The sequence below is a fragment of the Synechococcus sp. ROS8604 genome, assembly GCF_014279655.1.
Taxonomy (GTDB): Bacteria; Cyanobacteriota; Cyanobacteriia; order PCC-6307; family Cyanobiaceae; genus Synechococcus_C.
In genome coordinates this window covers 2,267,865-2,290,811 of sequence record NZ_CP047946.1, presented here as the reverse complement: position 1 = coordinate 2,290,811, position 22,947 = coordinate 2,267,865, and the positions used below count along the sequence as shown (strand labels likewise).

The window sequence follows — 22,947 nt, the reverse complement described above, 5'->3', positions numbered from 1 at the left end:
TACGGGGCCTAGCGATGGATCGGTTGAGCCGCTTGGTGTTTTCCTTCTACAGGGAGGACCCAGAGATTGAAGCTGAGTTGGAACCGTTACGTGATTGCCGGATGTCCCGTAGTTGGGGATGCATTCGTATTGAGTGCATGGATGGGAAGCACCTTGAAGAGGTGAGTGGTTTGATGACGCACCTGAGACGTCCACTCCTCGCGATGGGGTTAGGCCGCCAGATCGTTTTGCGAGTGCCGGGTCGTCCCCAACGCGCTTATCCCATGCAGGTTCCGTTTCACAGCGATTTGCTCACATAGAGTGAAGTGTCGATGACTAGATGGGAATGATTTCTGCAGGTGTGGACTCAAAGGACCTCGCGAAGCGGGGTGAGAGCTTGATTCGTCAGTCCACCAACCGTTATCTGACAACAGTCAAAATCGCTTTTCGCGCTAAGCAGCGACGTTTTGACGACTTCGACGGGCTTTTAGAGGAATCCAGTGTGAAGCCGGTTCATCGCGCAATCGTTGAGCTTTCCGACGAGCAGGATCAGCCTGATCTCCTGCCTGGATGATCCAAGAGGAGGGGCCTGGCTGGCGTCTCGCCCGTGATTTCAGCCGTGACGGCTTTCCCTTCCTCATCGGAGGGGAACTTTGGGCTGTCGAGCTTACTGAGATGGAAATGAAGGGGCTGCAGGCCCTTCTTGTTGAGCTCGACCATCAACACAAGCTGATTTGTGATCAGTTGATGGAGGAAGAATCCATCACCTTGGAGCTGGAACAGCAGGAGTGGTGGGGGTGCCTTGATGGCACCCGTGACCACTGGGGGCTGCGTGTGGTGCTTCAAGGCAAGGGGATGCGGAGTCGAGGGCTCGAGGGCGCTTGGCCTGCTCCAGCGGCTCAAGCTTTCCTGGCTGCGCTGAGAACGGTTTGGGATTGAAGATTTTATTAACTGGTCTAATCAATCAGGATTGATTGATTTCTCCACGTTGGGACAGCCCCATTGCACAGCTTTTCCACAGGCTCGCTGGCTGTTTTGAGTGGAGGCCTTCGCCTTGTGGAAAAGCATCGGTTTCGGAGATTGTGTGCTATTGCCCGAGTGCGGCAAGTGGACTCCCTTGAGAAGGGAAAACACTTGTCCTGGACTGCTCTTTTGGCCTAGGTCGCAGGGGCGGAGTGGTTGGCAATGGCCTGCGCGGCTTATGTTGACGGCCCCTTGTGATTGTGGAGAACAGGCCATAGATTTGGGGCGTCGTGATGAGGGACGAGGAGTGATTCAAGGCCAATTGGTGACTGATCAGGTTGTTGAGTCCGTTGCAGTTGGTGCAGGCCAAGCAATGCCTGAGCCCATCCAGGGTGAAGACATCGTCAGTTTTCAAGCTGAGATGCCCCTGCCTTTGCACCAGGCCATGGCGGACTTTATTGAGCGTTGTCCGAATTGGGATCAGTACCGACTCGTGCAGGCCGCTTTGGCGGGATTTCTTGTTCAGAATGGGGTGGACTCCAGAGAGCTCACCCGCCTTTACGTCGGCAAAATGTTTCGTCGCGACTCCCTTCGCCAAGGCGTTTGAGTCCGGCAACTGGCCATCAACAAGAGGGCGCTAAACGGAAGACTCAAGAGCAGCCCAAGGCTCGCGGCCATGAGGCCAAGCAAGTTGATTCCTAGAAGAAGTCCCAGCAAGGCCATAACTTTGAGGCGATTGGCCTGAACGAGTTTGCGACTGTGCTCCATGGCTCGGAGTGGCCGATAGCCGTGATGGATCAGCAACGGAATGGAGAGCAGTTGGCCAATCATCCAGATGGCGATGCTGACACCACCCAACAGGAAGGCCAAGCTGGCAAGAACGCCGCTATGGGGGGCCAAAAACTGACTCAAAAGACGAATCGAGCTGATCCCTCCAATGCCGATGAGGACCTCTAGAACCACGAGGCCGCAGGTCTGCTTTAGAAGCCAAAAAAATCGGCGTCTTGCCGCGGGTTGCTCTGGGTCTCGATCCAATCCCCCTGGTAAGTGTTCATCTGCCAGCTGCAGAAGCGCTAAGAGGGGCGCGAGCGGAACAAGGGCCGCCATCACGAGCACAAGATCGCCCGTGTATTGAAGGAAACGATTGCTGCTGAGTTGGAGATCTCGTGCGATCACCCCTAAGCCCGTCAGGCTGATCAGCATCAAGGCTGTCAGTCCGATGAAGGACCAGGGCGCTTTCCTGAAGCCAATCCAGGCCCTGGGAATAATGGTGGCAATCGGCAGTCGCTCAGTAGAAATCCTTCCGAGCGGATCATTGAAGTGGTCCAAGTCTCTTTAATAAATCCATCGCGATTTCTGTGTCAACCGGAAGAATGGACAAGCGATTTCCGCGACGAACGACGGTTAGCTGGTCTGCTTGGTAGGACTCGCGGAGATCATCTAGGGTCAGCATGTCAGAAAACTGGCCGCGATAGGCAAGTTTCACGCAATCCCAGCGTGGAGACTCTTGCTTGGAGGCTGGATCGTTATATTTAGAACTGACATCAAACTGGGTTGGATCGACAAGGCCCGTTTCTGTAACTTCCATGAGACCAACAATTCCTGGAGGTTTACAATTCGAGTGATAGAAAAAAGCTTGATCTCCGACCTTCATCTTTCGCATGAAGTTTCGGGCTTGGTAGTTTCTGATTCCATCCCATAGTGTAACTTTTTCATCCCTTAAATGTTCAATGCCGTAAACATTTGGCTCGCTTTTCATGAGCCAGTAGGAGGCTTTATTCATGATGAAAAGTTTGAAGAGGCGGGATGATGGGGGTGCATTACTCAGGTCGTATGCGCGGCATTCTTTGAAGATTGCCCCGGGAGTCAATCGATTTTAGCTGTTCGTGCCGATCAATCCAGCGTGGTTGCCACGAATACTCGTTCTTATTCTTGGAAATGCATTGATTAAATGTCTCTATCTTCTTGTGGTGTTGATTGGCTAATGGCTTTATCTGATAAGTGAAATGGCTTTAAGTAAAAGAGGGGCCATCATCATTATCTCCCTCGTTTTGTTCGAGTCCGTCTGCTTGGGGGAAAGGGATCTGTCTTGCTTAGAAGAAGGGCTTTTCGCCCTTTCAAGGAGAATTCTTGAAGGAAGCACAGGTTGTTTCAACTGGCTCAAACCTTTGCCCGTTCGTGTTGGGCTGAAGCCCTAAGCGTTCGAGAGCTTCGACGGCGTCAATTTTGTCAGAGTTGTAAAGAAAGCAAGTCTGTTGATCTTTGGCTTCCTTGGCGTTGCAAGACACCAAGAAGACAAAGAGGACGAAGGGTAGAAGGCGTTTTGATGTCTTCATTCAACGAATTTAGGGTATGCGCCTGGTGCTTGTCTGGATTTTCGAGAGAATTGTTTGCTGTGCTGAGAAAGGATCGCAGGAGTCGAACTCTGGGTTGTCTGGACTTCGAATGGATAGGGTCTTCACTGTCTTAGTAAATATTTTTTAAAAGCTTTCTAGCGTACCTTGATCCTGATAACCTTGATTTAGAAGGCTATGGATTTGCCAGGTAAACCGCTCGTATGGGCTTAGTTTGCTCGCGTTGATGGGCTATGAGAGTATTGCTTAATCATCTCCCTAAAGTGATTGCCGCGTGCTTCAAAATCCCTGTATTGATCGAAGCTTGCGCAGGCGGGTGATAACAGCAGAGAGGCGGCATTTCTGTTTTTCCCTTGCTCAATCGCTGCTGTCACGGCATCCGTCATGGTGGAGTGAGATGTCAAGTCTCCTGTATAGCCGGAGCCGCGAATCAGGCCTGATAAAACATCTCGATCACTTCCGAATAGGGCGATGGAGCAAACCTTGCCTTGAAGCAATTGCAGCCATCCACTGGCATCGCCTTGTTTAGACAATCCACCGGCAAGCAAAATGATTGGGCCTGGTACGGCTTGAAGTGCAACGGCAGCCGCGTCGTAATTCGTGGCTTTGCTGTCGTTGAAGACGTTCATTCCGTGGAGCGATCCCAGATTCTCTAGGCGATGGGGCACTCCAGGGAAACTGCGCAAGCCGCGCTCAATCGCTTGCGGCTCTAATCCAGCTTGCAAGGCAGCTGCGGTGACGAGCAGCATGTTTTGGCGGTTGTGTTCGCCAGGCATGGCTAGAGCATTGGCTGGAAAGAGGGCACCTTTTTTATTGCAAACGAAACCCTCTGGGTTCACCCAAAGCTCAAGATTGAATGGCTCATGGTTCGTTTGTGCAGAGCTAACCCACTGGGCATCCGGCCAGTGAGCCTGCCTGCTCTTTAGGTCGGTGTCGTCGGCATTGAGAACGGCATGCTTGGAGCGTTGAAGCAGGCCTTGTTTGATGTCTCGATAGGCAGCCATGGAGCCGTGCCGTTCCAAATGGTCGGGCGTCAGCGTGGTCCAAATGCCGATGGTTGGTCTCACTTCATTCGCCGATTCAATTTGGTAGCTACTCATCTCCATCACGATCCAATCCGGTTTGGTTTGGGATGGATCCATGCATTGCAGCCCTAATTCGGCGGCGGAATGGCCCACATTCCCCGCCATCGGCGCATGCAGTCCGGCTTGGTTGAGAACGTGATGCAGCAAGTGCGTCACGGTGGTTTTGCCATTGGTGCCGGTGATTCCAATCCAAGGGCAATCGCGAAGGGCTTGCCAAGCCACGGCCATTTCACCTCTCACCGTCACGCCGTGGTTGCGTAGCTGCATCAAGGTGGGATGGTCCCAAGGGATCCCTGGGCTAATCACCACTTGCTCAACTTGATCTAGCCAAGGTTGAAAGCTGGAAAATTCCAGAGGGCATCCCAATTCGGTTTGGATGCCTTGATCGCTTAGTTGTTGGGCTTTGGATTGTTGTTCGGGACCGTTATCCCTTTCGAGAACAACAACCTGATGACCTTGGGCATGAAGAAGGCGCGCTGCGCCGACCCCGGAGCGGCCAAGCCCCACGATCAAGCTGCATGCCATTGTCCTACTCCTGTCCCTAAAGGGAAGTGGGCGATACTGGAATCGAACCAGTGACCCCTACCGTGTCAAGGTAGTGCTCTACCTCTGAGCTAATCGCCCCCAATTCTCAAATTTGTCCTTTGAGACGGGTGGTTGATAAATGGCTCAACCAGGCACTGAAGTTAGCAGTTGGAGTGCCCTCAGAATTCCCTCCACTTATTGGCGGAGGATGTCAATGCGCCATCGCTCCCGTTTCGTGCGTTCGATGTTCATGACCTCGATGCTGCCTCTTTCTTGAAGTTGCAGGCGGTCTCCCACTTTTAAATCGCGACTTGCCAGCCGCACCGGTTCCCAGTTGAGGCGCAACCGCCCGTCCTTAATTTGTTTCACGGCCTTTGAGCGAGAGATGCCAAAGCCGGCAGAGGCAATGGCATCAAGACGGCATGAAGCTTCAACGCTGCTCAAGCGGCGAGCAGCCCGCTGAATAGGCCATTGCAGGGCCTCGAGTGGCCAAGATTCGCAGGCGATCATCACCTCGCGAACGCTGCCTCGCTGGCCTTGCAGCAGGGCCGCGGCCTCCGGAGTGCAAATGGCCTGAGCACCCCTGTCTCCACGGATCCATAGATCACCGAGAGCCGCGTCATCCACCCCGATGCCTTGCAGGGCCAGGCGCATCTCGTCGGGTGAGGTTGGGTCGAACAGGAAGTTTCCCTCCACGTTGAGACCCGCCAAAGGACAAGGGGGCTCAGGCTCTGGGGACGCCGCATGTTGGATGAGCAACCGTTGTCGCTCGGCTCCTGGGTAGCCGCCATTACGGCTGATCTTCAGTTCTGCCAGGGCCCCAAGCTGATGGGCATCTTCCAGCATGAGGGCTGAGAGAAAAGGACTCCATCGGGGTTGCCAGGTCTTCAGAACGTCTTCCGCAATGTCGATCAAGGCGGCCATCGTTGTGGGATGCCTGCAGGACCGAAGCAGCGCGTCGCGAGGGAGGCTCATAGTTCGCTGAGCCGAACCACTTGCTGGGGACGTGCCTTTTGGACGGTTTGCCAAGGCAATTCCAACCCGGGCCTCGTTTCTAGAAGCAGGAGCCAGCAGCCTTCGAGGTGTCGATTGCGCAGGATTCTTACGCCATCCTCGTTTTCCGACGGCACGCTGGCGGCGGCGGCATAGCTGCCCATCAGGCCCGACCCCATGCCCAATAATCCCCCAATAAAGGCTGCACCCCAGGGACCAAAGCTCGCAAACGTATCGAGCGTGGTGATCTGGGTGAAGGTGGCGCCGGCGAAAAACCCGAAGGGCATCAACCAGCGTGCCATCGACTTTTGACGGAGACTGCGGGCCAGATTGGGGTTGAGCAGGTCCACATCGTCCATCGCCTCAGCAGGGAGATCAGAACCAGAGGCGGATTCTTGCTGCTGTGGCTCAGCGCCTTTCCCGGGGGCGGGTGCGACGAGGGCGACGCGAAGCAATGGCGTGCCTAACTCTTGGAGCGACAGGCGAAGACGGTCGGCAGCAGTGCGCTCATTGAGAACCAGAACGCAAACGGGCATCAAACATCAGCAGCCGAGCTTTCATTCTCGCTCGGAACTGTTGCCCCTGGAGCCGATTCTCTTGGAACTGTTTGGGCTGGAAGACACTTGGAAAAGACCGTTCGGGCTGATCTCTACAGTTAATGGTGGCTTTCTCCCGCCGCTGGATGACAAAAGTTCTCGTTTCAGACCCCATTGATCAGGCGGGGCTCGACATCCTTAGCCAAGTGGCTCAAGTCGATCAGCGCGTTGGGTTGTCACCGGAAGAGCTCAAATCGATCATTGGCGATTACGACGCCCTGATGATCCGTTCGGGCACCCAGGTCACAGCGGATGTGATTGAGGCTGCTGATCGGTTGCGGATCATCGGCCGTGCGGGTGTGGGGGTCGACAACGTGGATGTGCCTGCGGCGACGCAGCGCGGGGTGTTGGTGGTGAATTCACCCGAGGGCAACACGATCGCCGCGGCGGAGCATGCGCTTGCGATGTTGCTGTCGGTGTCTCGTCACGTGCCCCAAGCCCACGGTTCGATGCGGTCTGGAGCCTGGGATCGCAAAAAATACGTGGGGAATGAGCTCTATAAAAAAACGCTTGGCGTGGTGGGGTTGGGCAAAATTGGCTCCCACGTCGCTCGCGTCGCGAAAGCGATGGGTATGGAGGTGATCGCGTTTGATCCGTTCATCTCCGCAGAGCGTGCCCAACAGATGCAGGTGCGGCTCACCACTCTGGAGGCTCTGTTCCAGCAGGCCGATTACATCACCCTGCACATTCCGCGTACGCCGGATACAGAAAATCTGGTCAATGCCGAGCTGTTGCGCACGATGAAAAGTACGGCACGGATTGTGAATTGTGCGCGCGGTGGAATTGTCGATGAGCCTGCGATCGCGGAAGCAATTGAATCCGGAGTGATCGCTGGAGCCGGTCTGGATGTGTTTGCATCTGAACCGCTAGCTCCAGACTCCCCTCTGCGCGCTGTGGAGCGAGGTCTTGTGTTGACCCCTCACCTCGGAGCGTCCACGGAAGAGGCTCAAGAAAATGTGGCGGTTGATGTCGCCGAACAAATTCGTGATGTGTTGCTGGGACTGCCTGCCCGCAGCGCCGTGAATATCCCAGGCCTCAGTGCCGAGATCATGGAGCGCCTCAAGCCCCATCTCCAGCTGGCCGAAACGCTCGGTTTGCTCGTGAGTCAACTCAGTGGCGGGCCGATTCAGGAGTTGGAGGTGCGTTTGCAAGGCGAATTCGCCAGCCACCCCTCACAACCCCTGGTAGTGGCGGCTCTGAAGGGCTTGCTCAGCACGGCACTGGGAGATCGGATTAACTACGTGAATGCATCGTTGGAGGCCAAGGGCCGCGGCATTCATGTGCTGGAAATTAAAGATGATGCCAGCCGTGATTTTGCGGGTGGGTCTCTGCAGCTCACCACTCGCGGTGGTCAGGGAGGTCACAGCGTGACCGGTGCGGTGTTTGCAGATGGTGATTTACGCGTGACCAGCATTGATGAATTCCCCGTGAATGTTCCGCCAAGCCGTCACATGCTGTTCACCAGGCACCGCGATATGCCAGGCATCATTGGTCACCTCGGCTCCCTTCTTGGTGAGCACAACGTCAACATCGCTTCCATGCAGGTGGGGCGTCGCATCGTGCGTGGGGATGCCGTGATGGTTCTCAGCATTGATGACCCGATTCCTCCCGCTCTGTTGACCACCATTCACAGCATTAACGGCATTCAGGAAGCCCACCCCGTCACGCTGTGATGTGGTGGCGCCTTTCCCTGCCCCTGCCTCCAGTCCTTGAGGAGTCCTTGCTTTGGAAGCTGGAGTCCCTTGGGCTGCATCGCTTGGCCGTTCAACATGCCCCTGAGTCGCCAGATCAGCGCACGTTGCTGGCATGGCTACCAGCGTCGGAGTGGCCGCAAGATCAACGTGACCAGTTGCTGAACAGCCTTCGCCCGATGGCGGCCACGTTCGGACTGGCCTTGGCAGAGCCGCTTTGGGAGGAGTTGGCCGACGAAGACTGGAGTCTTAGTTGGAAAAAGCATTGGCAACCCGATCCCGTGGGTCAGCGCTTGTTGATCCTTCCGGCATGGCTGCAGGTCCCTGAAGAGCACGCCCACCGCTTGGTCTTGAAGATGGACCCTGGAAGTGCTTTTGGAACCGGCAGTCATCCCACCACCCGCCTCTGCCTTGAAGCGCTTGAGGCGATGCCTCCACGCGATCAGCGGGTGGCTGATTTGGGCTGTGGGAGTGGAGTGTTGGGCTTGGCTTCCTTGGCCCTTGGCGCGCGTGAGGTGTTTGCGGCTGATACCGACTCATTGGCGGTTCGGGCGACCACAGACAATGCTGGCCTGAACGCTTTGACAGCCGAACAACTTCGCGTCAGCCATGGATCGATCGATGCGCTCGCGGCCCTGTTGAACGGAGAGGAGGCGGATTTGCTCCTCTGCAACATCCTTGCTCCGGTGATCGAAGCTTTAGCCCCGCAGTTCGCTTCGGTGCTCAAGTCCACAGGCCGCGGCCTGCTGAGTGGTTTGTTGGTGGATCAGGCGCCTCGGCTGATTGAGGTTTTAGCTGAATGCGGCTGGCAGGCAAGGCCAATCGGGGAACAAGGACGCTGGGGCCTGCTCGAAATCAAGCGACTCATTCAATAAGCCCTTCTTATCAATGCTCCGTCTTTGATTGGGCTTGGACGGAAAACCCTGATGAATCCCGTATCAAGGTGTCTGTCCGATGTAGAAGGGTTCGGTCCAGCAGGTTCAGATCGATTCGATCTCTGCGCATTACATCCATCCATGGCTTCTTATAAGGTCACCCTGGTCAGCGAGAGCGAAGGCCTCAACAAGACCATCGAAGTTCCTGACGATCAGTACATCCTCGATGCTGCTGAAGAGCAAGGTATCGATCTCCCCTATTCCTGCCGTGCAGGCGCTTGCTCCACGTGCGCAGGCAAAATCACTGCCGGCACCGTTGATCAGTCCGACCAGAGCTTCCTTGACGACGACCAGATCGAAGCTGGTTTCGTTCTGACCTGTGTGGCCTACCCCACTTCAGATTGCACCATCAAAACTCACGCTGAAGAAGAGCTGTATTGAGCTCTGCAGCTTCGAGCTGAGGTCTCCTATCCGAGCGATCTTTCTGCCACCCCTCGGGGTGGCTTTTTAATGTGATGACGGCTCTAAGTGCTTGATCATCCCTGTGAAACCTGTTCCTGCTCTGCGTTCTGATGTACAGGCACTGCTGGAGCACGGAACGGTGCATGCCAGTCCAGGCGGACAGTACAGCTTTCGGGTGATTGGACCCTGTTGTCGTCTGTTTGATCGTGAGGAGCTGCCCTGGCCCTGTTGTCGCTTGGCTTGGCGTAGCAAAGAGCCGAGTTGGCGTCGGGTGGGTCGCCGGTTTGTTCCAGATCTTGCTTCCAGGCGCTGCCCTTCCTATTCCGTTGAGTTGCTCCAGCCGGGATCTCGCCCTACGGCCACGCTCCTGACGCTCTTTTCGATGTGCTTGACGCCTGAGTTGCAGGAGTGGTGGTACAGCCGTCAACCGAAGTCCATGGCTGCTGACAATGATTCACCTGCCGAGCTTTCTGGATCAGAGCCTTTCACGGAGGACACTCCATAAAAAAGCCTGCTCCGAAGAGCAGGCTGAGCGATAGAGCAGGCTGAGCGATTGGGAACTTGTTTGGGCGTTAGAAGTAGATCTTGCCGCCGCCCCATTCGACACCCAAGACTTTGGGGGCCACCAGGATGTATCCGGACATCAGGCGGAGATCTTCATCGGTGAGATCGCGCATGGCGGGATAAAGATCGCGACTGCGCATGCTGGGATGCAAATCGGCGATGCTGTATTCCCCGTCGTAGGACGTGGGGTCTTGGAGGTAATCCACGAGAGACGCGACGTTGTCACGGGCTGGAGTGGCCAGCGCAAGCGTTTCAGTATCCAGGCCCACATTCTGGTTGGTTTTGGTGATGCCGCCGGCGTGGCAGGTGCCGCAGCTGACGTTGAACACCTTCCGCCCTGTCTTGATTTCTTGCTCACTGAAGGTGACCAGGGCGCCATCGCCGTCAGCTGGCACCGTGAGAATCTCGGCATCCCACTGGGCGGCCTGGGCGGGGGCGCTGATCAACAGTCCAAGCAGCACTGGCAGGGCGATCAACAGTCGATTCAAGGATCGACGCAATGTGGAGAAAAAAGAGGCCATGAAAGATGTCAGAGACTGACGTAGACAGCGCACCAAGTCCTTGTATCACGGGGTGGGATGCGGATGAGCCCCTTAAGGGTCTAGTGATCACGAACTGTTGCAGCGCGCGCCCACGGATTAAGAGGGATGGACGTCCACATTGAGGAAATCCTTGGCCAAAATCGTGTTCGGAAAAATGGCCCTGGCTTCTGCCACCAAATCGTCTGCGGTGACTGCGTTTCCAGGGGCATAGCGCGGGCTGAGGTGGGTCAGCGCTAACTGCTTGACGCCGGCTTCAGCAGCGGTCTGTGCCGCCATGGTGCTGGTGGAGTGTTGTCTTTTGAAAGCCATATCGGCTTCGGCGTGGGAGAAGGTTGATTCATGGATCAGCAGGTCGGCTCCCTGAGCCAACTGCACCGCTGCTTCGCAGAAGACGGTGTCGGTGCAATACACAACGCTCACACCCGGTTGTTCTGGCCCGCATAAGGTCCGGCCATCGATGGTTCGACCGTCCTCCAGCGTGACCGACTCACCGCGCTTTAGGGCGGCGTACACAGGCCCTGGCGGGATTTGGAGCTCTCTCGCTTTGTCGATGTCAAAACGTCCTGCTCTTGGCTTTTGTTCGGCTCGATAGGCGTAGGCCGGAACGCGATGGTTGAGGGGGGCCGCGGTCACGATCAGATCGTCGTCTTCAAACACAACGGTGTGTTGTTCAGCCGCTTCGCGCACGCGATGGATCGCCAGCGGATAGCCGATGCGGGTTGAACTCGTGCGCAGAACCCCTTGGAGATACGCATCCAAAGGATCAGGGCCGTAGAGATCCACCCCATTGCTTGTGCCGCCCAGCCCCAAACTTGCCAGCAGCCCAGGCAGTCCGAAGACATGGTCGCCATGCATGTGGGTGATGAACACTCTCCTCAGTTGGGAGAGGCGCAAATCGCAGCGCAAAAATTGATGTTGGGTTCCCTCTCCGCAATCGAACAACCACAGCTCCGATCTCTGCGGCAAACGCAGTGCCACAGACGAAACATTGCGACCCCGGGTGGGCACGCCTGAACTGGTTCCAAGAAAGGTGACCTGCACGTTTTAACGCGCTGAGCCATCAAATCTGCCACGGGGACCTAGCCGCTTCCGAATCATCAGGTCACACTGAGCTGCCTGGTTTCAGCTTGCAGTGCTCACACGTACGTCAGCGTTTTTTTCTGTGCTGACTGCTGCCTTGGCCATGCCGATTGCTGTGATGGCGGTCAGCTTCGAGCAGCGGGTTGTGCAGGCGGCACAGGAGCCGTCGATGCGAGTGCTGCTGTCACAAGCCTCGGTGGTGCGTCTGCGCGCTGATGCAGATCAGCCTTTCTTGGTGCGAGGTCTGGGCCGCGGCGATCAACGCATGCGCTCGATGGAGGTCAGTCTGAGATCCGGGCGCCTCAAGATCAGTGGTCAGATGAGTGACGGCTCGGCTCGCTCCCTGTCAGCTGGCTCTGCGATCGAGGTGCAAAGCAATGACCCCCGCGGCATTTGGCTCGGCTCTCGCCGTTATCGCGGCCGGTTGCAGTTTTTAGTGCGTGGCGGCCAGGTGCAGGTGGTGAATCACATTGGGATTGAGACCTATTTAGCCAGTGTTGTGGGGAGTGAAATGCCCCATCGTTGGCCACTGCCGGCCTTGCAAGCGCAGGCGGTTGCGGCGCGCACCTATGCCCTCAGGCAGCGCGGGAAGACAGGAGACTTTGATGTCAAGGCCACCGTCTCTAGCCAGGTTTACCGCGGGGTTGAATCCGAAACCCCCAGCACAATCGAAGCCGTGGAAAGCACTCGCTCGTTGGTTTTAGTCCATGCCGGCCGGCTGATTAACGCTGTGTTTCACAGCAGCTCTGGTGGTGCAACGGAACCCAGTGGTGAGGTTTGGCGCAGTCAACTTCCCTATCTGGTCAGCGTTGCGGATCACGATCAACACAGTCCGGTGCATCGCTGGAACAAACGGTTTGATGACGATCAGCTGCGCGATCTCTTCCGTGAAACTGGAGGTGTCAAGCGCTTGCAGGTGCTCAAGAAAAGCTCGACGGGTCGGGTGCGTTCGGCGCGTGTGCAGGGTCCACGAGGCTCTTTGCTGCTAACGGGGAGGGAGCTGCGCAAGCGTCTCGGTCTCAAAAGCACGATGGTTCAATTCGAGCTCATCAATGGCTCGGTCGAGCCTCCAACGGCATCGACTCACACAGCTACTCGGACAACGTCTTGGACAGCCTCACAATCCGGCTCTCAAGCAGCTCCGCCTTTGATCGGTCTGTGGCAGGACTCTGCGAGTGGTTCTGACAACACGGGTCCTGCCACCACATCCAGCCCCCCGAGTCGACTGGCGTCTCTCCTGCCACCACCACTACCGCCACCACTCCCCCAACGCAACCCTTCAGCCTTCAACCGTCCACGTCTTGATGTCAGGGAGGGCGAGTTGGTGCTCGAAGCCCGTGGTCAAGGCTTTGGACATGGGGTTGGGATGAGTCAGTGGGGAGCCCATGGTTTGGCTCTTCAAGGTGCTGATTTTCGTCAGATTCTTTTGCATTACTACCGCGGTGCAGAAATTCGCCCTTATCGCTCCAGCGATGATCCAGCTGTGGCGCTTCGGCTCCGTTCAGAGTCAGCCTGGTGGGGTTGATGACAATGGCCGTTCATCGTGCTCAAGATCTCGGACACGACCACGATCAGTCGCAAGCGCAATCCGCTGCAGCTCATGGAGGCTGTGGTTGATCAGCTTGAGCAACGCTTGCTGGCCTCTCTTGAGTCAGAGGCGTTTCGGCCCCTCGGTTTGGCGACTGGACGCACCATGGAGCCCCTCTATGCCGCCTTGGTCTCTCGTTTAAGGGATTGGCCTACGAATCGTTTAGAGCTTTTGCGTCAGCACTGGCGCAGTTTCAACCTTGATGAATATGTGGGTTTGGCAGCGGAGCATCCCAGCTCTTTCTCCGCCTTTATGGGACACCACCTGGTGGGGCCTCTAGGCCTGGATCCTGCTCAGGTCTCGCTGCCAGATGGAGCGACTGCCGACCCTGAAGCAGCCGCTGATCGCTATGCAGCCGCTATCCGTAGCGCCGGGGGGATTGACTTGCAGCTGTTGGGATTGGGCAGCAATGGCCATGTGGGGTTTAACGAGCCCCCCTGCGGTCCAGAGGTGCGTTGTCGCGTGGTCAGGCTCAGCTCCAGTACGCGATCTCAAAATGCCTCTGCGTTCCAGGGACGTCCGGGGTTGGTGCCCGAGCAAGCAATCACCCTTGGCCTTCAAGAGATCTTGGCGGCGGATGAACTTCACCTGATCGTGACGGGTGCATCCAAGGCGGGGATCCTGCGCAAGGCTTTGGATCGTGATGGTGATCCAGAGGTGCCGGCCAGCTGGCTACGGCGTCACCCAAGGCTTTGGTTGTGGGTGGACGATGCGGCATGGGGTGAGGAAGGACCGTGAACCGATGACGGCGACCCAATGGAACTTTTGGATTGACCGTGGCGGAACCTTCACGGATCTCGTTGGTCGCGCCCCCAGTGGTGAGCTTGTGGTTCGCAAAGTGCTCTCAGAGCAAGCGATCGATTGTGGTGATCCCGCTGTTCGTGCCATCCGAGAGCTGATGGGTTTACCTGCGGCAGCTCAGATTCCGCCAGGTTTGATCCAGGAGGTGCGCTTGGGGACAACCGTGGCGACCAATGCCCTGCTTGAGGGGGCAGGGGAGCCAGTTCTGTTGATTACCAACCAGGGTCTGGCGGATTTGTTGTTGATTGGTGATCAGCATCGCCCTGATCTGTTCGCTCTAGAGATTCCAGTTCGGACGTCGCTGGCCGTGGCGGTTGTTGAATCCAGAGGGCGATTGAATGCCGATGGAGAAGAGGTAGAACCGCTTTGCCTCGATGCCGACCTGGAGACGCGGCTCCGCGCTCATCGGAGTGCCGGTATCAACGCCTGCGCCATTGCCCTGATGCATACCTGGCGTGAGCCAAGCCATGAGAGGCGACTGGCGGCATTCGCCCGATCGGTGGGCTTCACCACGGTGGTTTGCTCCCACCAGGTGAGCCCATTGCCGCGCTTGGTTCCTCGGTCTGAGACCACCGTCGTTGAGGCGGCGGTGGAACAGGTGCTCTTTCGTTATCTCCAGCAAGTGATGCAGTCCCTTGGAGGGCAGACACGCCTGCGGGTGATGACCTCCAGTGGCGCCTTGCAAGGTCTTGATCAACTGTTCGCGAAGGACACGATTCTCTCTGGGCCCGCTGGAGGGATGGTTGGGGCGGTTGCCGCAGCAGAGGCTGCTGGTTTGGCAGGTCAGGCGCTTGTCGGTGTGGACATGGGTGGCACCAGCACCGATGTGTTTTGTTTGCCAGCAGGAGCCTCTGATAAGGACTGGGAGCGCAGTGCGGAGACCAAAATTGCCGGCCTCGAGTTGTCTGCTGCGCGACTTCCGATCCAGACCGTCGCCGCAGGTGGGGGCTCGATCATTGATACCGATGGCGATCGTTTGCAGGTGGGTCCTCGCTCTGCGGGCGCAAACCCTGGACCCGCTTGCTACCGCTGTGGTGGCCCCCTAACCATTACCGACGCTCATCTTTATCTGGGTCGTTTACAGGTGGAGGCCTTCCCCGCTGTGTTTGGTCCGGCGGCTGATTTGCGTCCGGATCTGGAGGTGGTGCGCAAGCGCTTCGGGGAGCTTGCTTGCCAATTGGGACGGGATCCTGAGTCGCTTGCGGAGGGGGCGCTTGACCTGGCCGTGGAAACGATGGCTGGTGCGATTCAGCAGGTGTCGTTGCTGCGGGGTCATGACATCCGTGCTGGAGCTCTTGTGGCCTATGGCGGAGCGGCCGGGCAATTGGCGTGCCGAGTGGCGGGAGTGTTGGGTCTTCGCCAAGTGTTGATCCATCCCCTCGCGGGCGTTTTGTCGGCTTTTGGCCTGGGTCAGGCGCGCCTGCGGGAATGGCGTCAGGTGGTGGTGCGGTGTGCCCTTGACGCGGAATTGTTGACGTCCCTTCCTGGAATGATTCGCCAGGAGTTGGACGTTGCAGAGGAAAAGCTGGAGGCAGCGGGTGCAGGCCCTGCGTCTCAATTTGAGCGGCGCATTCGGCTGGAGCTTCGGGATGCTGCGTCAGAACGTGGCTTGCTGATCCCGATCGCTGAGCTCGCACCCACCTTGCAACTCTCACAGTTGGAAGCTGATTTTGACCAAGCCCATGCTCAGCGCTTTGGCTACAAGCCTCCCCGCACCACCGCCTTGATCGTGGAGCGGTTGGAGGTTGAAGTGTTTACGGCACCCGCACGCCTTCAGGACGACAGCCAGATGGCTTCAGAGCCACGGTCGCTGTGGGAAGCTCTCAGCACAACAGCCACCATTCACTGGCCTGGATTGGGCTGGCAGGAGGTTCCGGTGCTGCAGCGTTCCGATGCTTTGTTGCGTGAGCCTTTGCAGGGTCCAGCTTTAATTCTTGATGCCACGGGTTGCACCGTGCTCGAGCCTGGCTGGTCAGCCTGCTGTGACTCAGCTGGAAGCTTGCTCCTCACCGGTGAGGAGCTTCCGGTTCCACGGGCAGCGCGGGATCAGGTTGTTGATGGTCCAGACCCGGTGGATCTGAGCCTGTTTCATCACCGCTTCATGGTGATTGCTGAGCAGATGGGGGAGCGGCTTCGGCAGACGAGCCGCTCTGTGAACATCCGCGAGCGGCTGGACTTCTCTTGCGCGTTGTTCGATCACAACGGGGCCTTGGTTGCCAATGCACCCCATATTCCCGTTCATTTGGGATCCATGGGTGAGGCGGTGCTGGACCTGCTGAATCAGATCCAGCGCGGAGAGCGTCCGCCGCTTGAGCCGGGCGAAACAGTGCTCAGCAATGACCCATATCACGGAGGAACCCATCTCCCGGATATCACGGCGATGACCCCTGTCTTTGGGGAGGGGGAACGGCCGAGCTATTACGTCGCTTGTCGCGGACATCACGCCGATGTTGGGGGACTCACGCCTGGTTCCATGCCTCCCTTCAGTCAAGAGATCGGAGAGGAAGGCCTACGGCTCCGCAACTGGTCACTGCTGCGTGGGGGTGTTTTGGATCGGGATGGCTGGAACGCGATCTTGAAGGCAGAGCGGCAGCCGCCGCGCTCTCCCGATGTGCTTTGGGCAGATTTGCAGGCTCAGGTGGCGGCGAACCGCCTCGGCGTGAACCATCTCGAACAGTTGATGCTGCGCGAGGGAGCTGCCCGCGTCAGTCGATATATGCGTTTTGTTCAAACCCATGCGGCGGAAACGGTGCGTCGTGTGATCAGCCGTTTGGCGGACCAGCAGTTCAGCGTGGAGTTAGACCATGGCGGCCGTTTGCAGCTTGCTGTGCATGTGGACCACCAAGCGAGGACGGCGCGCCTGGATTTCACGGGCACGAGTCCCCAGGGGGAGCACAATTTTCATGCTCCGCTAGCGGTGACTAAAGCCGCTGTGTTGTATGTGCTGCGCTGCTTGGTGGATGAATCGATCCCCCTGAATGCGGGCTGCTTTGAGCCGCTCACCCTGGTGGTCCCGCAAGGATCGTTGTTGAATCCGCTTCCCCCAGCTGCCGTGGTGGCAGGCAATGTGGAAACCTCTCAGGCGCTCTGCAACCTGTTGTTTGCAGCCATGGGAGTGATGGCCGCGGCGCAGGGAACCATGAACAACCTCACGTTTGGAGATGAGCAATCTCAGTACTACGAAACGATCACTGGAGGCGGCGGGGCCGGTCCGGGTTTCCAGGGGTCATCCGGCGTGCAAACCCACATGACCAATTCCAGACTCACAGATCCGGAAATCCTCGAGCAGCGATTCCCAGTGCGTTTGGAACGCTTTCAGCTGCGCCGAGGCAGTGGAGGCATCGGCCGCTGGTGCGGTGGTGATGGGCTTGAGCGGCAGATTCGTTTTCTTGCTCCGATGTCGGTGGCTTTGCTGTCTGGGTCAAGGCGCGTGCCGCCATTTGGTTTGGCTGGTGGAGAGGCAGGTGCTCTTGGGATGACTTGGTTGAGTGAACAGGGAGGTCCCTGGCAGAAACAATCAGGCTGTTTCGAGCAGAGGGTTGAAGCCGGTGATCGGCTTTGGATTGCAACGCCTGGTGGTGGCGGCTGGGGAATGGCGGAACGAACGCAATCAATCAAAGACTCAATGTCTTCGGTTGCCTAAGAAAGGACCTTCTTGGCTAAAGGAAATCATGGTCGTCAGCGTCGTCATTTTGACCGGCTTGGATAAAGAGGGCGCTCAAAAAGGGAATGATGCAGATCCCAACAAATAGTTCCATGGTTATGAAATTGTTCTCCATTGACCATGATTTGGGGCGATCCTGACGGGGAGTGTTGAATGCTACTTGGACGTTTTTTTCTGGTTAAATATGATACTAAATTTCAGTCATGAGTATTTTGACGTTTAGCTGCTTTGTAGCTATTGATGCGGATTAGACTCCGCTAGCGAATGATTTGTTCTTAGGAGTAGATGCGTGATGCGTGTTCTCGAACACATTGTTGTGTATCTGGATTAACCAGGTTGATGGGAGCAGACGTTCTATGTTTCTGGGGCAACGGTTTCATGATCCGATGAGCGAAATTGAAGCATTTCGACAGCAATTGATAGAGGCGAATCCTTGCTGTGCTTCTAGCAGTAATGACCCAATCACTTCGAACGAAAGGAGGGATCTGATCCATGTTGATTTGGTTGTCGCCCATCAAGCATTGGATAGACTTACTGATAACCTTTTAAAAGAAATGAGCCAGGCTTATAGTAATGAAGCTTTGAGCTATTACGCACAGCTGCGTGGTGAACTCTGTGCTTACTTTAATGGGTTTTCTTTGCTCTTAGATGATTATCACGATGGAATTGAGCTGTCTAAATGATTTAAGTTCTAATATTTGTCGAAAAATCTGTTTTGAGGCTGAATTCATGGCTCTTGATGAAGATGGCTGTATGTCTGATTCTATTGATGCAAAGCAGGAGCCTCTAAGTAGGCTCGGATTGATCGACCCTAAAGTGATTGAGCAGTATTCCCTTTTTGACCGTCATCAGAATCCTCACTGTCGATTGAATCAAAGCATTGAGAATGTTGAGGCTGCGGTTAGTTGGGATGAGCTGACGGGAAGAAAATAAAAGCTTTGAATGCGCAGGGGAGGATTACTCTGCAAAGTAAAATGAAAATATCTAAAACCATCGTTTTTGACTTGGGTTTGAGGTGCTAAAAGCGGTAGGGATCAAGCAGTCTGCCTAGTGATTGACAGCGATCTTTAGGGCGTAATCTTGCTCCGGACAGGAGTACTATTCCTCTCAGGTTAACGTTCAATAGACTATAGTTGCCTCTCATGTTCAGCGAAGTTACTCAGGAAATTCATTGATTCACGAAGTGATGACTTGCGCTGACGAAAAGATCCTTGGGCTGATTGTATTGTTGATCGGTTAAATAAATCACTAGCTTATGCTAATTGCTTCTAGTAGGTTGCGTTCAAAGTAGCCATCAAGTTCAAACAATAAATTATTGTCTAGCATGATTTGAGTGATTGGAGTCCCTGCATCGGTTTGTATAATGCTAAATTTAAAATCACCCACGCTATCGCTTGAGCCTAGGTTGATGATTTCGATGGTGTCACCGGCTTCAAAGTCAGCTACTCTTACATTAATGCTGACAGCTTCAGCGTCCAGCAGAAAACGATCATTGCCTAAACCGCCAAATAAATGAATTTGATCCAGGCATGAATGGTCTGAAACATTATAACTAATCAGATCGTCTCCGCCAAAAGCATATACCTCACCAACTTTGGCTGTTGAAGAAAATGTACCGGTGATAGAATCGTTTACCAGAGTCCCAAAAATCAAGTCTGGAATCATGGTGGAAAGTGTTTCTGAAACGTCTCCCTCAAGCTCTAAGCCCTCTTGATCGAGTTTAAGACGTTGAAGTACTCGATGTCCGATCTCAATTCCAAGCTTCATCCCTTCAACATTGCCAGAAGCCATATGAATTCCTCCTAGCATTCGTGAAAACCCTGCTTCCTCTGCTTGTTGTGAGAAATAATTCCATTGCAAAGAACGTGTTTCGTTACCATTGCTAGAGATACCGTCAAATCCATCGTTACCGGAAAAACGGGAATTAAATTCAACTGATTGATAGGGGTAATAATTACTTCCAAGAATACCTCTTATACAACAGAAGAAGATGTACTGAAAGCCGAGTGGCCTGAAACAATGTCCGGGAATGGCGGCGTATAATTTCGTCTTAATTGATAAGGGTTCCATCCTTCTCTGTCATCGATCTGCGCCAAGTCGTCTCCTTCCCAGTCAGGAGTAATAGAGCCGTAAAACAATTGATTTATGGCTGTAAAAGGTCGTACTGTATCCAAGTTGTACTTTAATCCCCAGCCAATTGCACCTGCATCACGTACACTCTGTGACACTGCAAATAATAAATCAGAGGCGATATCGTCAGAGATCGTTATCTTAGAATCAAGAAGGATATCATTGGTTAGATTAATCCAGTGGCCTGATGGGTAAGGTGAACCATCACCAAGCTCCCAGTATTCAGCAATAGCTCTATTATGTGCTGCATCAGATTGACCTGTCTGAAGTCCTTTCGATAAGATGGCAAGTTGTCTTGCTTCATCAACAAAAGCCTGATTCAAACTGCCATCAGGAAGATAGGGCAATTCATATGACGTTAATTGATAATCATCAGCTGTATCGAAAGAATATACATCAACATCTCCCCAGTAAGGAGTAAGTGGTTTTTGGGTGCCCCCATCATCAATAGTGGGGAAAATTCCCCAATCAGTAATACTCTGCCATGTAGATGTCAAAGAAGTTTGACCAGCCTTAACGGCTAGGTTGATCTCCATAAATCCAGGATCATTTGAAGTGCTTAAGACTCCTTTCTCTGAAATGACAAAACCCTCAGGTAATGAAGCAAGAGCAATATTGGGATTAAAATTTTTATAAATCCAGCGATCCTCGTCGTAGAAGTTGTAGTTAATCTGCTTGTTGGTCAGTGGGGTGCCATCAGATGATGTAGGCCGCTCAATCAGTGGACCAAGATCACGATCTTCAATCCAATGTTGAATTTGATATGAGCTTTCACCTTGATAATCTCCATTTTGATCTGCTCCATCTTCATATGAGAAGTCAATGACTTTGAGGGCTGCTGCATGCCCTATCTTTTCAGAATAGGCTGAATTTAAGCCTGTATCACTAATGATTTTCTGTAAAAGATTATCGGCAATGGATAAAAAGTATTTTTTTGATCGGATGCGCTGATATCATCTCCAAATTTTGGCGGATTATTAGGCGCAATTCCTGTACCCTCAGAAAGATCCCATTTGTTTTCTAAATACTGATCATTCAACAAGTCAATGCCAATTGTTGTGATTATTTTATGAGCAGCAAATGCTGCAGATTCCTGCTCTGATGCGAAAATATCTGTGAATAAGTCATTAGAAGGTTTGGATTCAATAAATTCAAGTGCCTCCCACATTGCCATGTTGAGAAGAGCGTAAAAGCGACTACTTATCGTTGGGCCACGCTCTGCTCCCTTGACAAGGTCCAGCCCTACTTGGTTCCAGGCAGAGAGCACTAAGCGAAGATTGAATTTCATGCCCCGAAGGCGTCTATGCTTTTAAGATAATAAGTAACGACTAACTTTGAGAGAGTGCATGAGGCTCCTAAACGTTGTGAAATATACTTTTCGTTGCTTTGGTGATTAAGCAAGAATGCCTAAGCTGTCCGTTCTGTTTATTGTCGAATCGGTTAGGGGGTTGTCGTTGACTAAGCCTTGTTTGAGGCTGATTTTTTCTTGGGATTGATGTAAGCAGTTAAGTGAGAAGATGTTTTGGCTTGGCTTCAGATTTTTTAGTTGGCTACCAATAGTCAGTGGTTATTTGTTAAGGCTTACTATCGATATAGTATCAGTCATATCGCCAGAAATACTCTGCGGCATGATCTGAGGGATCAATAATTCGTGAATTGAGAGGCCGCCCCTCCCGGATGGAAGAGACGGCCTAGCTCGCTCGTTTATGCATATCGCTAACCAATATCCAGTGAATCTGTATCGGAGAAGTGTGAACCTCGAAACGACAACAGTGAATGGAAAGAGGAGTGCGAAGCGTCTGGCGTTCGGCGCCTGGGGCCTGGTTCCTAAGTGGTGAGTGTTTGAACTCCTTAGGGCACCTGGTTCGGTGCAGATGGAGTGTCGATCGACGTGGCGCTCAAGAGATTGCCTACCGAAGGACGGAACTCGCCGTTGGGTGAAAAAACTGTTGGAGCAGGGGCCAAGTGGTCAGGCTGCTTCTGTGATCTGCTCAGGTGGAGTGTCGGCCGTCATGGCTCCTCCGATTTCGATACACAAAGTGTGGCTTAGACGGGTGGACAGCGCATCGGTGCAATCGCGCATTGCCATCAGAACCAAAACCGACGAGGAGAGGCCGCCCCTCCCGGATGGAAGAGACGGCCTAGCTCGCTCGTTTATGCATATCGCTAACCAATATCCAGTGAATCTGTATCGGAGAAGTGTGAACCTCGAAACGACAACAGTGAATGGAAAGAGGAGTGCGAAGCGTCTGGCGTTCGGCGCCTGGGGCCTGGTTCCTAAGTGGTGAGTGTTTGAACTCCTTAGGGCACCTGGTTCGGTGCAGATGGAGTGTCGATCGACGTGGCGCTCAAGAGATTGCCTACCGAAGGACGGAACTCGCCGTTGGGTGAAAAAACTGTTGGAGCAGGGGCCAAGTGGTCAGGCTGCTTCTGTGATCTGCTCAGGTGGAGTGTCGGCCGTCATGGCTCCTCCGATTTCGATACACAAAGTGTGGCTTAGACGGGTGGACAGCGCATCGGTGCAATCGCGCATTGCCACTAGAACCAAAACCGACGAGGAGAGGCCGCCCCTCCCGGATGGAAGAGACGGCCTAGCTCGCTCGTTTATGCATATCGCTAACCAATATCCAGTGAATCTGTATCGGAGAAGTGTGAACCTCGAAACGACAACAGTGAATGGAAAGAGGAGTGCGAAGCGTCTGGCGTTCGGCGCCTGGGGCCTGGTTCCTAAGTGGTGAGTGTTTGAACTCCTTAGGGCACCTGGTTCGGTGCAGATGGAGTGTCGATCGACGTGGCGCTCAAGAGATTGCCTACCGAAGGACGGAACTCGCCGTTGGGTGAAAAAACTGTTGGAGCAGGGGCCAAGTGGTCAGGCTGCTTCTGTGATCTGCTCAGGTGGAGTGTCGGCCGTCATGGCTCCTCCGATTTCGATACACAAAGTGTGGCTTAGACGGGTGGACAGCGCATCGGTGCAATCGCGCATTGCCACTAGAACCAAAACCGACGAGACTGAAAGTGGCTTGCTTGTTGCTCTCCTTTAAACGATCAAGTGGTG

The 22,947-nt window shown here is 54.6% G+C and carries 26 protein-coding genes and 1 tRNA gene; 16 read left to right on the top strand and 11 right to left on the bottom strand.

All coding sequences use genetic code 11. The features are described 5' to 3' along the window. The first annotated feature begins 14 nt into the window (after nucleotides 1-14). The 4 genes from SynROS8604_RS12415 (at nucleotide 15) to SynROS8604_RS12400 (ending at nucleotide 1,549) form a co-directional block, all read left to right on the top strand. On the top strand, nucleotides 15-299 hold the full coding sequence (locus tag SynROS8604_RS12415) for a hypothetical protein (protein ID WP_006854290.1): 285 nt from the start codon (nucleotides 15-17) through the stop codon (nucleotides 297-299). Between the two features lie 26 nt (nucleotides 300-325). Next, a complete protein-coding gene (locus SynROS8604_RS12410; protein WP_011620178.1) occupies nucleotides 326-553 on the top strand; it encodes a DNA-directed RNA polymerase subunit omega in 228 nt (75 codons plus the stop codon). Then, the gene (locus SynROS8604_RS12405) at nucleotides 550-918 is read left to right on the top strand and encodes a DUF1818 family protein (protein WP_186544226.1); all 369 of its coding nucleotides are present in this window, start codon (nucleotides 550-552) and stop codon (nucleotides 916-918) included. The genes SynROS8604_RS12410 and SynROS8604_RS12405 overlap by 4 nt, the downstream gene beginning before the upstream one ends. Nucleotides 919-1,315: 397 nt before the next feature. Further along, nucleotides 1,316-1,549, top strand: coding sequence for a DUF2811 domain-containing protein (locus SynROS8604_RS12400; RefSeq protein WP_071778057.1), 234 nt, complete (start codon nucleotides 1,316-1,318; stop codon nucleotides 1,547-1,549). Here SynROS8604_RS12400 and SynROS8604_RS12395 read toward each other — a convergent pair. From SynROS8604_RS12395 to SynROS8604_RS12370, 6 genes are all read right to left on the bottom strand, one after another. Beyond that, complete coding sequence (locus SynROS8604_RS12395; RefSeq protein WP_186544225.1) at nucleotides 1,501-2,271, bottom strand: hypothetical protein; 771 nt, start codon at nucleotides 2,269-2,271, stop codon at nucleotides 1,501-1,503. The genes SynROS8604_RS12400 and SynROS8604_RS12395 overlap by 49 nt on opposite strands. After that, on the bottom strand, nucleotides 2,255-2,725 hold the full coding sequence (locus tag SynROS8604_RS12390) for an EVE domain-containing protein (RefSeq protein WP_186544224.1): 471 nt from the start codon (nucleotides 2,723-2,725) through the stop codon (nucleotides 2,255-2,257). The genes SynROS8604_RS12395 and SynROS8604_RS12390 overlap by 17 nt, the downstream gene beginning before the upstream one ends. A gap of 780 nt (nucleotides 2,726-3,505) precedes the next feature. Continuing rightward, entirely contained in the window at nucleotides 3,506-4,906 is a 1,401-nt protein-coding gene (murD, locus tag SynROS8604_RS12385; RefSeq protein ID WP_186544223.1) for a UDP-N-acetylmuramoyl-L-alanine--D-glutamate ligase, read from the bottom strand. A 27-nt stretch (nucleotides 4,907-4,933) separates the two neighbouring features. Further along, nucleotides 4,934-5,005, bottom strand: a tRNA-Val gene (locus SynROS8604_RS12380). Nucleotides 5,006-5,101: 96 nt separating this feature from the next. Then, a complete protein-coding gene (locus tag SynROS8604_RS12375; RefSeq protein WP_186544222.1) occupies nucleotides 5,102-5,881 on the bottom strand; it encodes a photosystem II S4 domain protein in 780 nt (259 codons plus the stop codon). Continuing rightward, on the bottom strand, nucleotides 5,878-6,435 hold the full coding sequence (locus tag SynROS8604_RS12370; RefSeq protein WP_186544221.1) for a hypothetical protein: 558 nt from the start codon (nucleotides 6,433-6,435) through the stop codon (nucleotides 5,878-5,880). The genes SynROS8604_RS12375 and SynROS8604_RS12370 overlap by 4 nt, the downstream gene beginning before the upstream one ends. Before the next feature lie 146 nt (nucleotides 6,436-6,581). On the opposite strand from SynROS8604_RS12370, the gene serA reads away from it, so the two are divergent. The 4 genes from serA (at nucleotide 6,582) to SynROS8604_RS12350 (ending at nucleotide 10,028) form a co-directional block, all read left to right on the top strand. Then, nucleotides 6,582-8,168: a phosphoglycerate dehydrogenase gene (gene serA / locus SynROS8604_RS12365; protein ID WP_186544220.1), complete on the top strand. Its 1,587-nt coding sequence runs from the start codon at nucleotides 6,582-6,584 to the stop codon at nucleotides 8,166-8,168. Next, the gene (gene prmA, locus SynROS8604_RS12360; protein WP_186544219.1) at nucleotides 8,168-9,061 is read left to right on the top strand and encodes a 50S ribosomal protein L11 methyltransferase; all 894 of its coding nucleotides are present in this window, start codon (nucleotides 8,168-8,170) and stop codon (nucleotides 9,059-9,061) included. Before serA ends, prmA begins: the two co-directional genes overlap by 1 nt. Nucleotides 9,062-9,202: 141 nt before the next feature. After that, nucleotides 9,203-9,502, top strand: coding sequence for a ferredoxin (locus tag SynROS8604_RS12355; protein ID WP_006043345.1), 300 nt, complete (start codon nucleotides 9,203-9,205; stop codon nucleotides 9,500-9,502). Between the two features lie 103 nt (nucleotides 9,503-9,605). After that, a complete protein-coding gene (locus SynROS8604_RS12350) occupies nucleotides 9,606-10,028 on the top strand; it encodes a hypothetical protein (protein ID WP_186544218.1) in 423 nt (140 codons plus the stop codon). Between the two features lie 67 nt (nucleotides 10,029-10,095). On the opposite strand, the gene psbV is transcribed toward SynROS8604_RS12350, so the two are convergent. Both psbV and SynROS8604_RS12340 read right to left on the bottom strand, forming a co-directional pair. Then, a complete protein-coding gene (gene psbV, locus SynROS8604_RS12345) occupies nucleotides 10,096-10,608 on the bottom strand; it encodes a photosystem II cytochrome c-550 (protein WP_222930111.1) in 513 nt (170 codons plus the stop codon). A 117-nt stretch (nucleotides 10,609-10,725) separates the two neighbouring features. Beyond that, complete coding sequence (locus tag SynROS8604_RS12340) at nucleotides 10,726-11,670, bottom strand: ribonuclease Z (protein ID WP_006854276.1); 945 nt, start codon at nucleotides 11,668-11,670, stop codon at nucleotides 10,726-10,728. A 142-nt stretch (nucleotides 11,671-11,812) separates the two neighbouring features. On the opposite strand from SynROS8604_RS12340, the gene SynROS8604_RS12335 reads away from it, so the two are divergent. The 5 genes from SynROS8604_RS12335 (at nucleotide 11,813) to SynROS8604_RS12315 (ending at nucleotide 18,695) form a co-directional block, all read left to right on the top strand. After that, nucleotides 11,813-13,234: a SpoIID/LytB domain-containing protein gene (locus SynROS8604_RS12335; RefSeq protein WP_186544217.1), complete on the top strand. Its 1,422-nt coding sequence runs from the start codon at nucleotides 11,813-11,815 to the stop codon at nucleotides 13,232-13,234. A gap of 75 nt (nucleotides 13,235-13,309) precedes the next feature. Further along, entirely contained in the window at nucleotides 13,310-14,035 is a 726-nt protein-coding gene (locus tag SynROS8604_RS12330; RefSeq protein ID WP_186545971.1) for a glucosamine-6-phosphate deaminase, read from the top strand. A gap of 4 nt (nucleotides 14,036-14,039) precedes the next feature. Further along, complete coding sequence (locus SynROS8604_RS12325; RefSeq protein WP_186544216.1) at nucleotides 14,040-17,741, top strand: hydantoinase B/oxoprolinase family protein; 3,702 nt, start codon at nucleotides 14,040-14,042, stop codon at nucleotides 17,739-17,741. Nucleotides 17,742-18,148: 407 nt separating this feature from the next. Continuing rightward, complete coding sequence (locus SynROS8604_RS12320) at nucleotides 18,149-18,445, top strand: hypothetical protein (protein ID WP_255445048.1); 297 nt, start codon at nucleotides 18,149-18,151, stop codon at nucleotides 18,443-18,445. A gap of 46 nt (nucleotides 18,446-18,491) precedes the next feature. Further along, nucleotides 18,492-18,695, top strand: a complete 204-nt coding sequence (locus tag SynROS8604_RS12315) for a hypothetical protein (RefSeq protein WP_222930110.1) — start codon at nucleotides 18,492-18,494, stop codon at nucleotides 18,693-18,695. Between the two features lie 315 nt (nucleotides 18,696-19,010). Here the strand turns inward: SynROS8604_RS12315 and SynROS8604_RS12310 are convergent, their stop codons facing one another. The 3 genes from SynROS8604_RS12310 to SynROS8604_RS12300 all read right to left on the bottom strand — a co-directional run bounded on the left by SynROS8604_RS12310 (nucleotide 19,011) and on the right by SynROS8604_RS12300 (nucleotide 21,180). Further along, on the bottom strand, nucleotides 19,011-19,832 hold the full coding sequence (locus SynROS8604_RS12310) for a hypothetical protein (protein ID WP_186544215.1): 822 nt from the start codon (nucleotides 19,830-19,832) through the stop codon (nucleotides 19,011-19,013). Then, entirely contained in the window at nucleotides 19,736-20,428 is a 693-nt protein-coding gene (locus tag SynROS8604_RS12305) for a hypothetical protein (RefSeq protein WP_186544214.1), read from the bottom strand. The genes SynROS8604_RS12310 and SynROS8604_RS12305 overlap by 97 nt, the downstream gene beginning before the upstream one ends. Nucleotides 20,429-20,763: 335 nt before the next feature. Continuing rightward, entirely contained in the window at nucleotides 20,764-21,180 is a 417-nt protein-coding gene (locus SynROS8604_RS12300; protein WP_186544213.1) for a hypothetical protein, read from the bottom strand. Between the two features lie 586 nt (nucleotides 21,181-21,766). On the opposite strand from SynROS8604_RS12300, the gene SynROS8604_RS12295 reads away from it, so the two are divergent. From SynROS8604_RS12295 to SynROS8604_RS12285, 3 genes are read left to right on the top strand one after another with little or no spacing between them, the layout of a single operon-like run. After that, nucleotides 21,767-22,180, top strand: a complete 414-nt coding sequence (locus SynROS8604_RS12295; protein WP_186544212.1) for a hypothetical protein — start codon at nucleotides 21,767-21,769, stop codon at nucleotides 22,178-22,180. Between the two features lie 36 nt (nucleotides 22,181-22,216). Next, nucleotides 22,217-22,630 (top strand): hypothetical protein, encoded by a 414-nt coding sequence (locus tag SynROS8604_RS12290; RefSeq protein ID WP_186544211.1) that lies wholly within the window; start codon nucleotides 22,217-22,219, stop codon nucleotides 22,628-22,630. Nucleotides 22,631-22,666: 36 nt separating this feature from the next. After that, nucleotides 22,667-22,933 (top strand): hypothetical protein, encoded by a 267-nt coding sequence (locus SynROS8604_RS12285; protein ID WP_186544210.1) that lies wholly within the window; start codon nucleotides 22,667-22,669, stop codon nucleotides 22,931-22,933. The last annotated feature ends 14 nt before the right edge of the window (nucleotides 22,934-22,947 follow it).

Bases quoted from the DNA above. Each gene is read 5' to 3' on its own strand.
- SynROS8604_RS12415 (WP_006854290.1), top strand. From the start codon at position 15: ATGGATCGGTTGAGCCGCTTGGTGTTTTCCTTCTACAGGGAGGACCCA.
- SynROS8604_RS12410 (WP_011620178.1), top strand. From the start codon at position 326: ATGATTTCTGCAGGTGTGGACTCAAAGGACCTCGCGAAGCGGGGTGAG.
- SynROS8604_RS12405 (WP_186544226.1), top strand. From the start codon at position 550: ATGATCCAAGAGGAGGGGCCTGGCTGGCGTCTCGCCCGTGATTTCAGC.
- SynROS8604_RS12400 (WP_071778057.1), top strand. From the start codon at position 1,316: ATGCCTGAGCCCATCCAGGGTGAAGACATCGTCAGTTTTCAAGCTGAG.
- SynROS8604_RS12390 (WP_186544224.1), bottom strand. From the start codon at position 2,725: ATGAATAAAGCCTCCTACTGGCTCATGAAAAGCGAGCCAAATGTTTAC.
- murD (WP_186544223.1), bottom strand. From the start codon at position 4,906: ATGGCATGCAGCTTGATCGTGGGGCTTGGCCGCTCCGGGGTCGGCGCA.
- SynROS8604_RS12375 (WP_186544222.1), bottom strand. From the start codon at position 5,881: ATGAGCCTCCCTCGCGACGCGCTGCTTCGGTCCTGCAGGCATCCCACA.
- SynROS8604_RS12370 (WP_186544221.1), bottom strand. From the start codon at position 6,435: ATGCCCGTTTGCGTTCTGGTTCTCAATGAGCGCACTGCTGCCGACCGT.
- serA (WP_186544220.1), top strand. From the start codon at position 6,582: ATGACAAAAGTTCTCGTTTCAGACCCCATTGATCAGGCGGGGCTCGAC.
- prmA (WP_186544219.1), top strand. From the start codon at position 8,168: ATGTGGTGGCGCCTTTCCCTGCCCCTGCCTCCAGTCCTTGAGGAGTCC.
- SynROS8604_RS12355 (WP_006043345.1), top strand. From the start codon at position 9,203: ATGGCTTCTTATAAGGTCACCCTGGTCAGCGAGAGCGAAGGCCTCAAC.
- psbV (WP_222930111.1), bottom strand. From the start codon at position 10,608: ATGGCCTCTTTTTTCTCCACATTGCGTCGATCCTTGAATCGACTGTTG.
- SynROS8604_RS12335 (WP_186544217.1), top strand. From the start codon at position 11,813: ATGCCGATTGCTGTGATGGCGGTCAGCTTCGAGCAGCGGGTTGTGCAG.
- SynROS8604_RS12330 (WP_186545971.1), top strand. From the start codon at position 13,310: ATGGAGGCTGTGGTTGATCAGCTTGAGCAACGCTTGCTGGCCTCTCTT.
- SynROS8604_RS12325 (WP_186544216.1), top strand. From the start codon at position 14,040: ATGACGGCGACCCAATGGAACTTTTGGATTGACCGTGGCGGAACCTTC.
- SynROS8604_RS12320 (WP_255445048.1), top strand. From the start codon at position 18,149: ATGAGCGAAATTGAAGCATTTCGACAGCAATTGATAGAGGCGAATCCT.
- SynROS8604_RS12315 (WP_222930110.1), top strand. From the start codon at position 18,492: ATGGCTCTTGATGAAGATGGCTGTATGTCTGATTCTATTGATGCAAAG.
- SynROS8604_RS12310 (WP_186544215.1), bottom strand. From the start codon at position 19,832: ATGGAACCCTTATCAATTAAGACGAAATTATACGCCGCCATTCCCGGA.
- SynROS8604_RS12305 (WP_186544214.1), bottom strand. From the start codon at position 20,428: ATGGAGATCAACCTAGCCGTTAAGGCTGGTCAAACTTCTTTGACATCT.
- SynROS8604_RS12300 (WP_186544213.1), bottom strand. From the start codon at position 21,180: ATGAAATTCAATCTTCGCTTAGTGCTCTCTGCCTGGAACCAAGTAGGG.
- SynROS8604_RS12295 (WP_186544212.1), top strand. From the start codon at position 21,767: ATGGAGTGTCGATCGACGTGGCGCTCAAGAGATTGCCTACCGAAGGAC.
- SynROS8604_RS12290 (WP_186544211.1), top strand. From the start codon at position 22,217: ATGGAGTGTCGATCGACGTGGCGCTCAAGAGATTGCCTACCGAAGGAC.
- SynROS8604_RS12285 (WP_186544210.1), top strand. From the start codon at position 22,667: ATGGAGTGTCGATCGACGTGGCGCTCAAGAGATTGCCTACCGAAGGAC.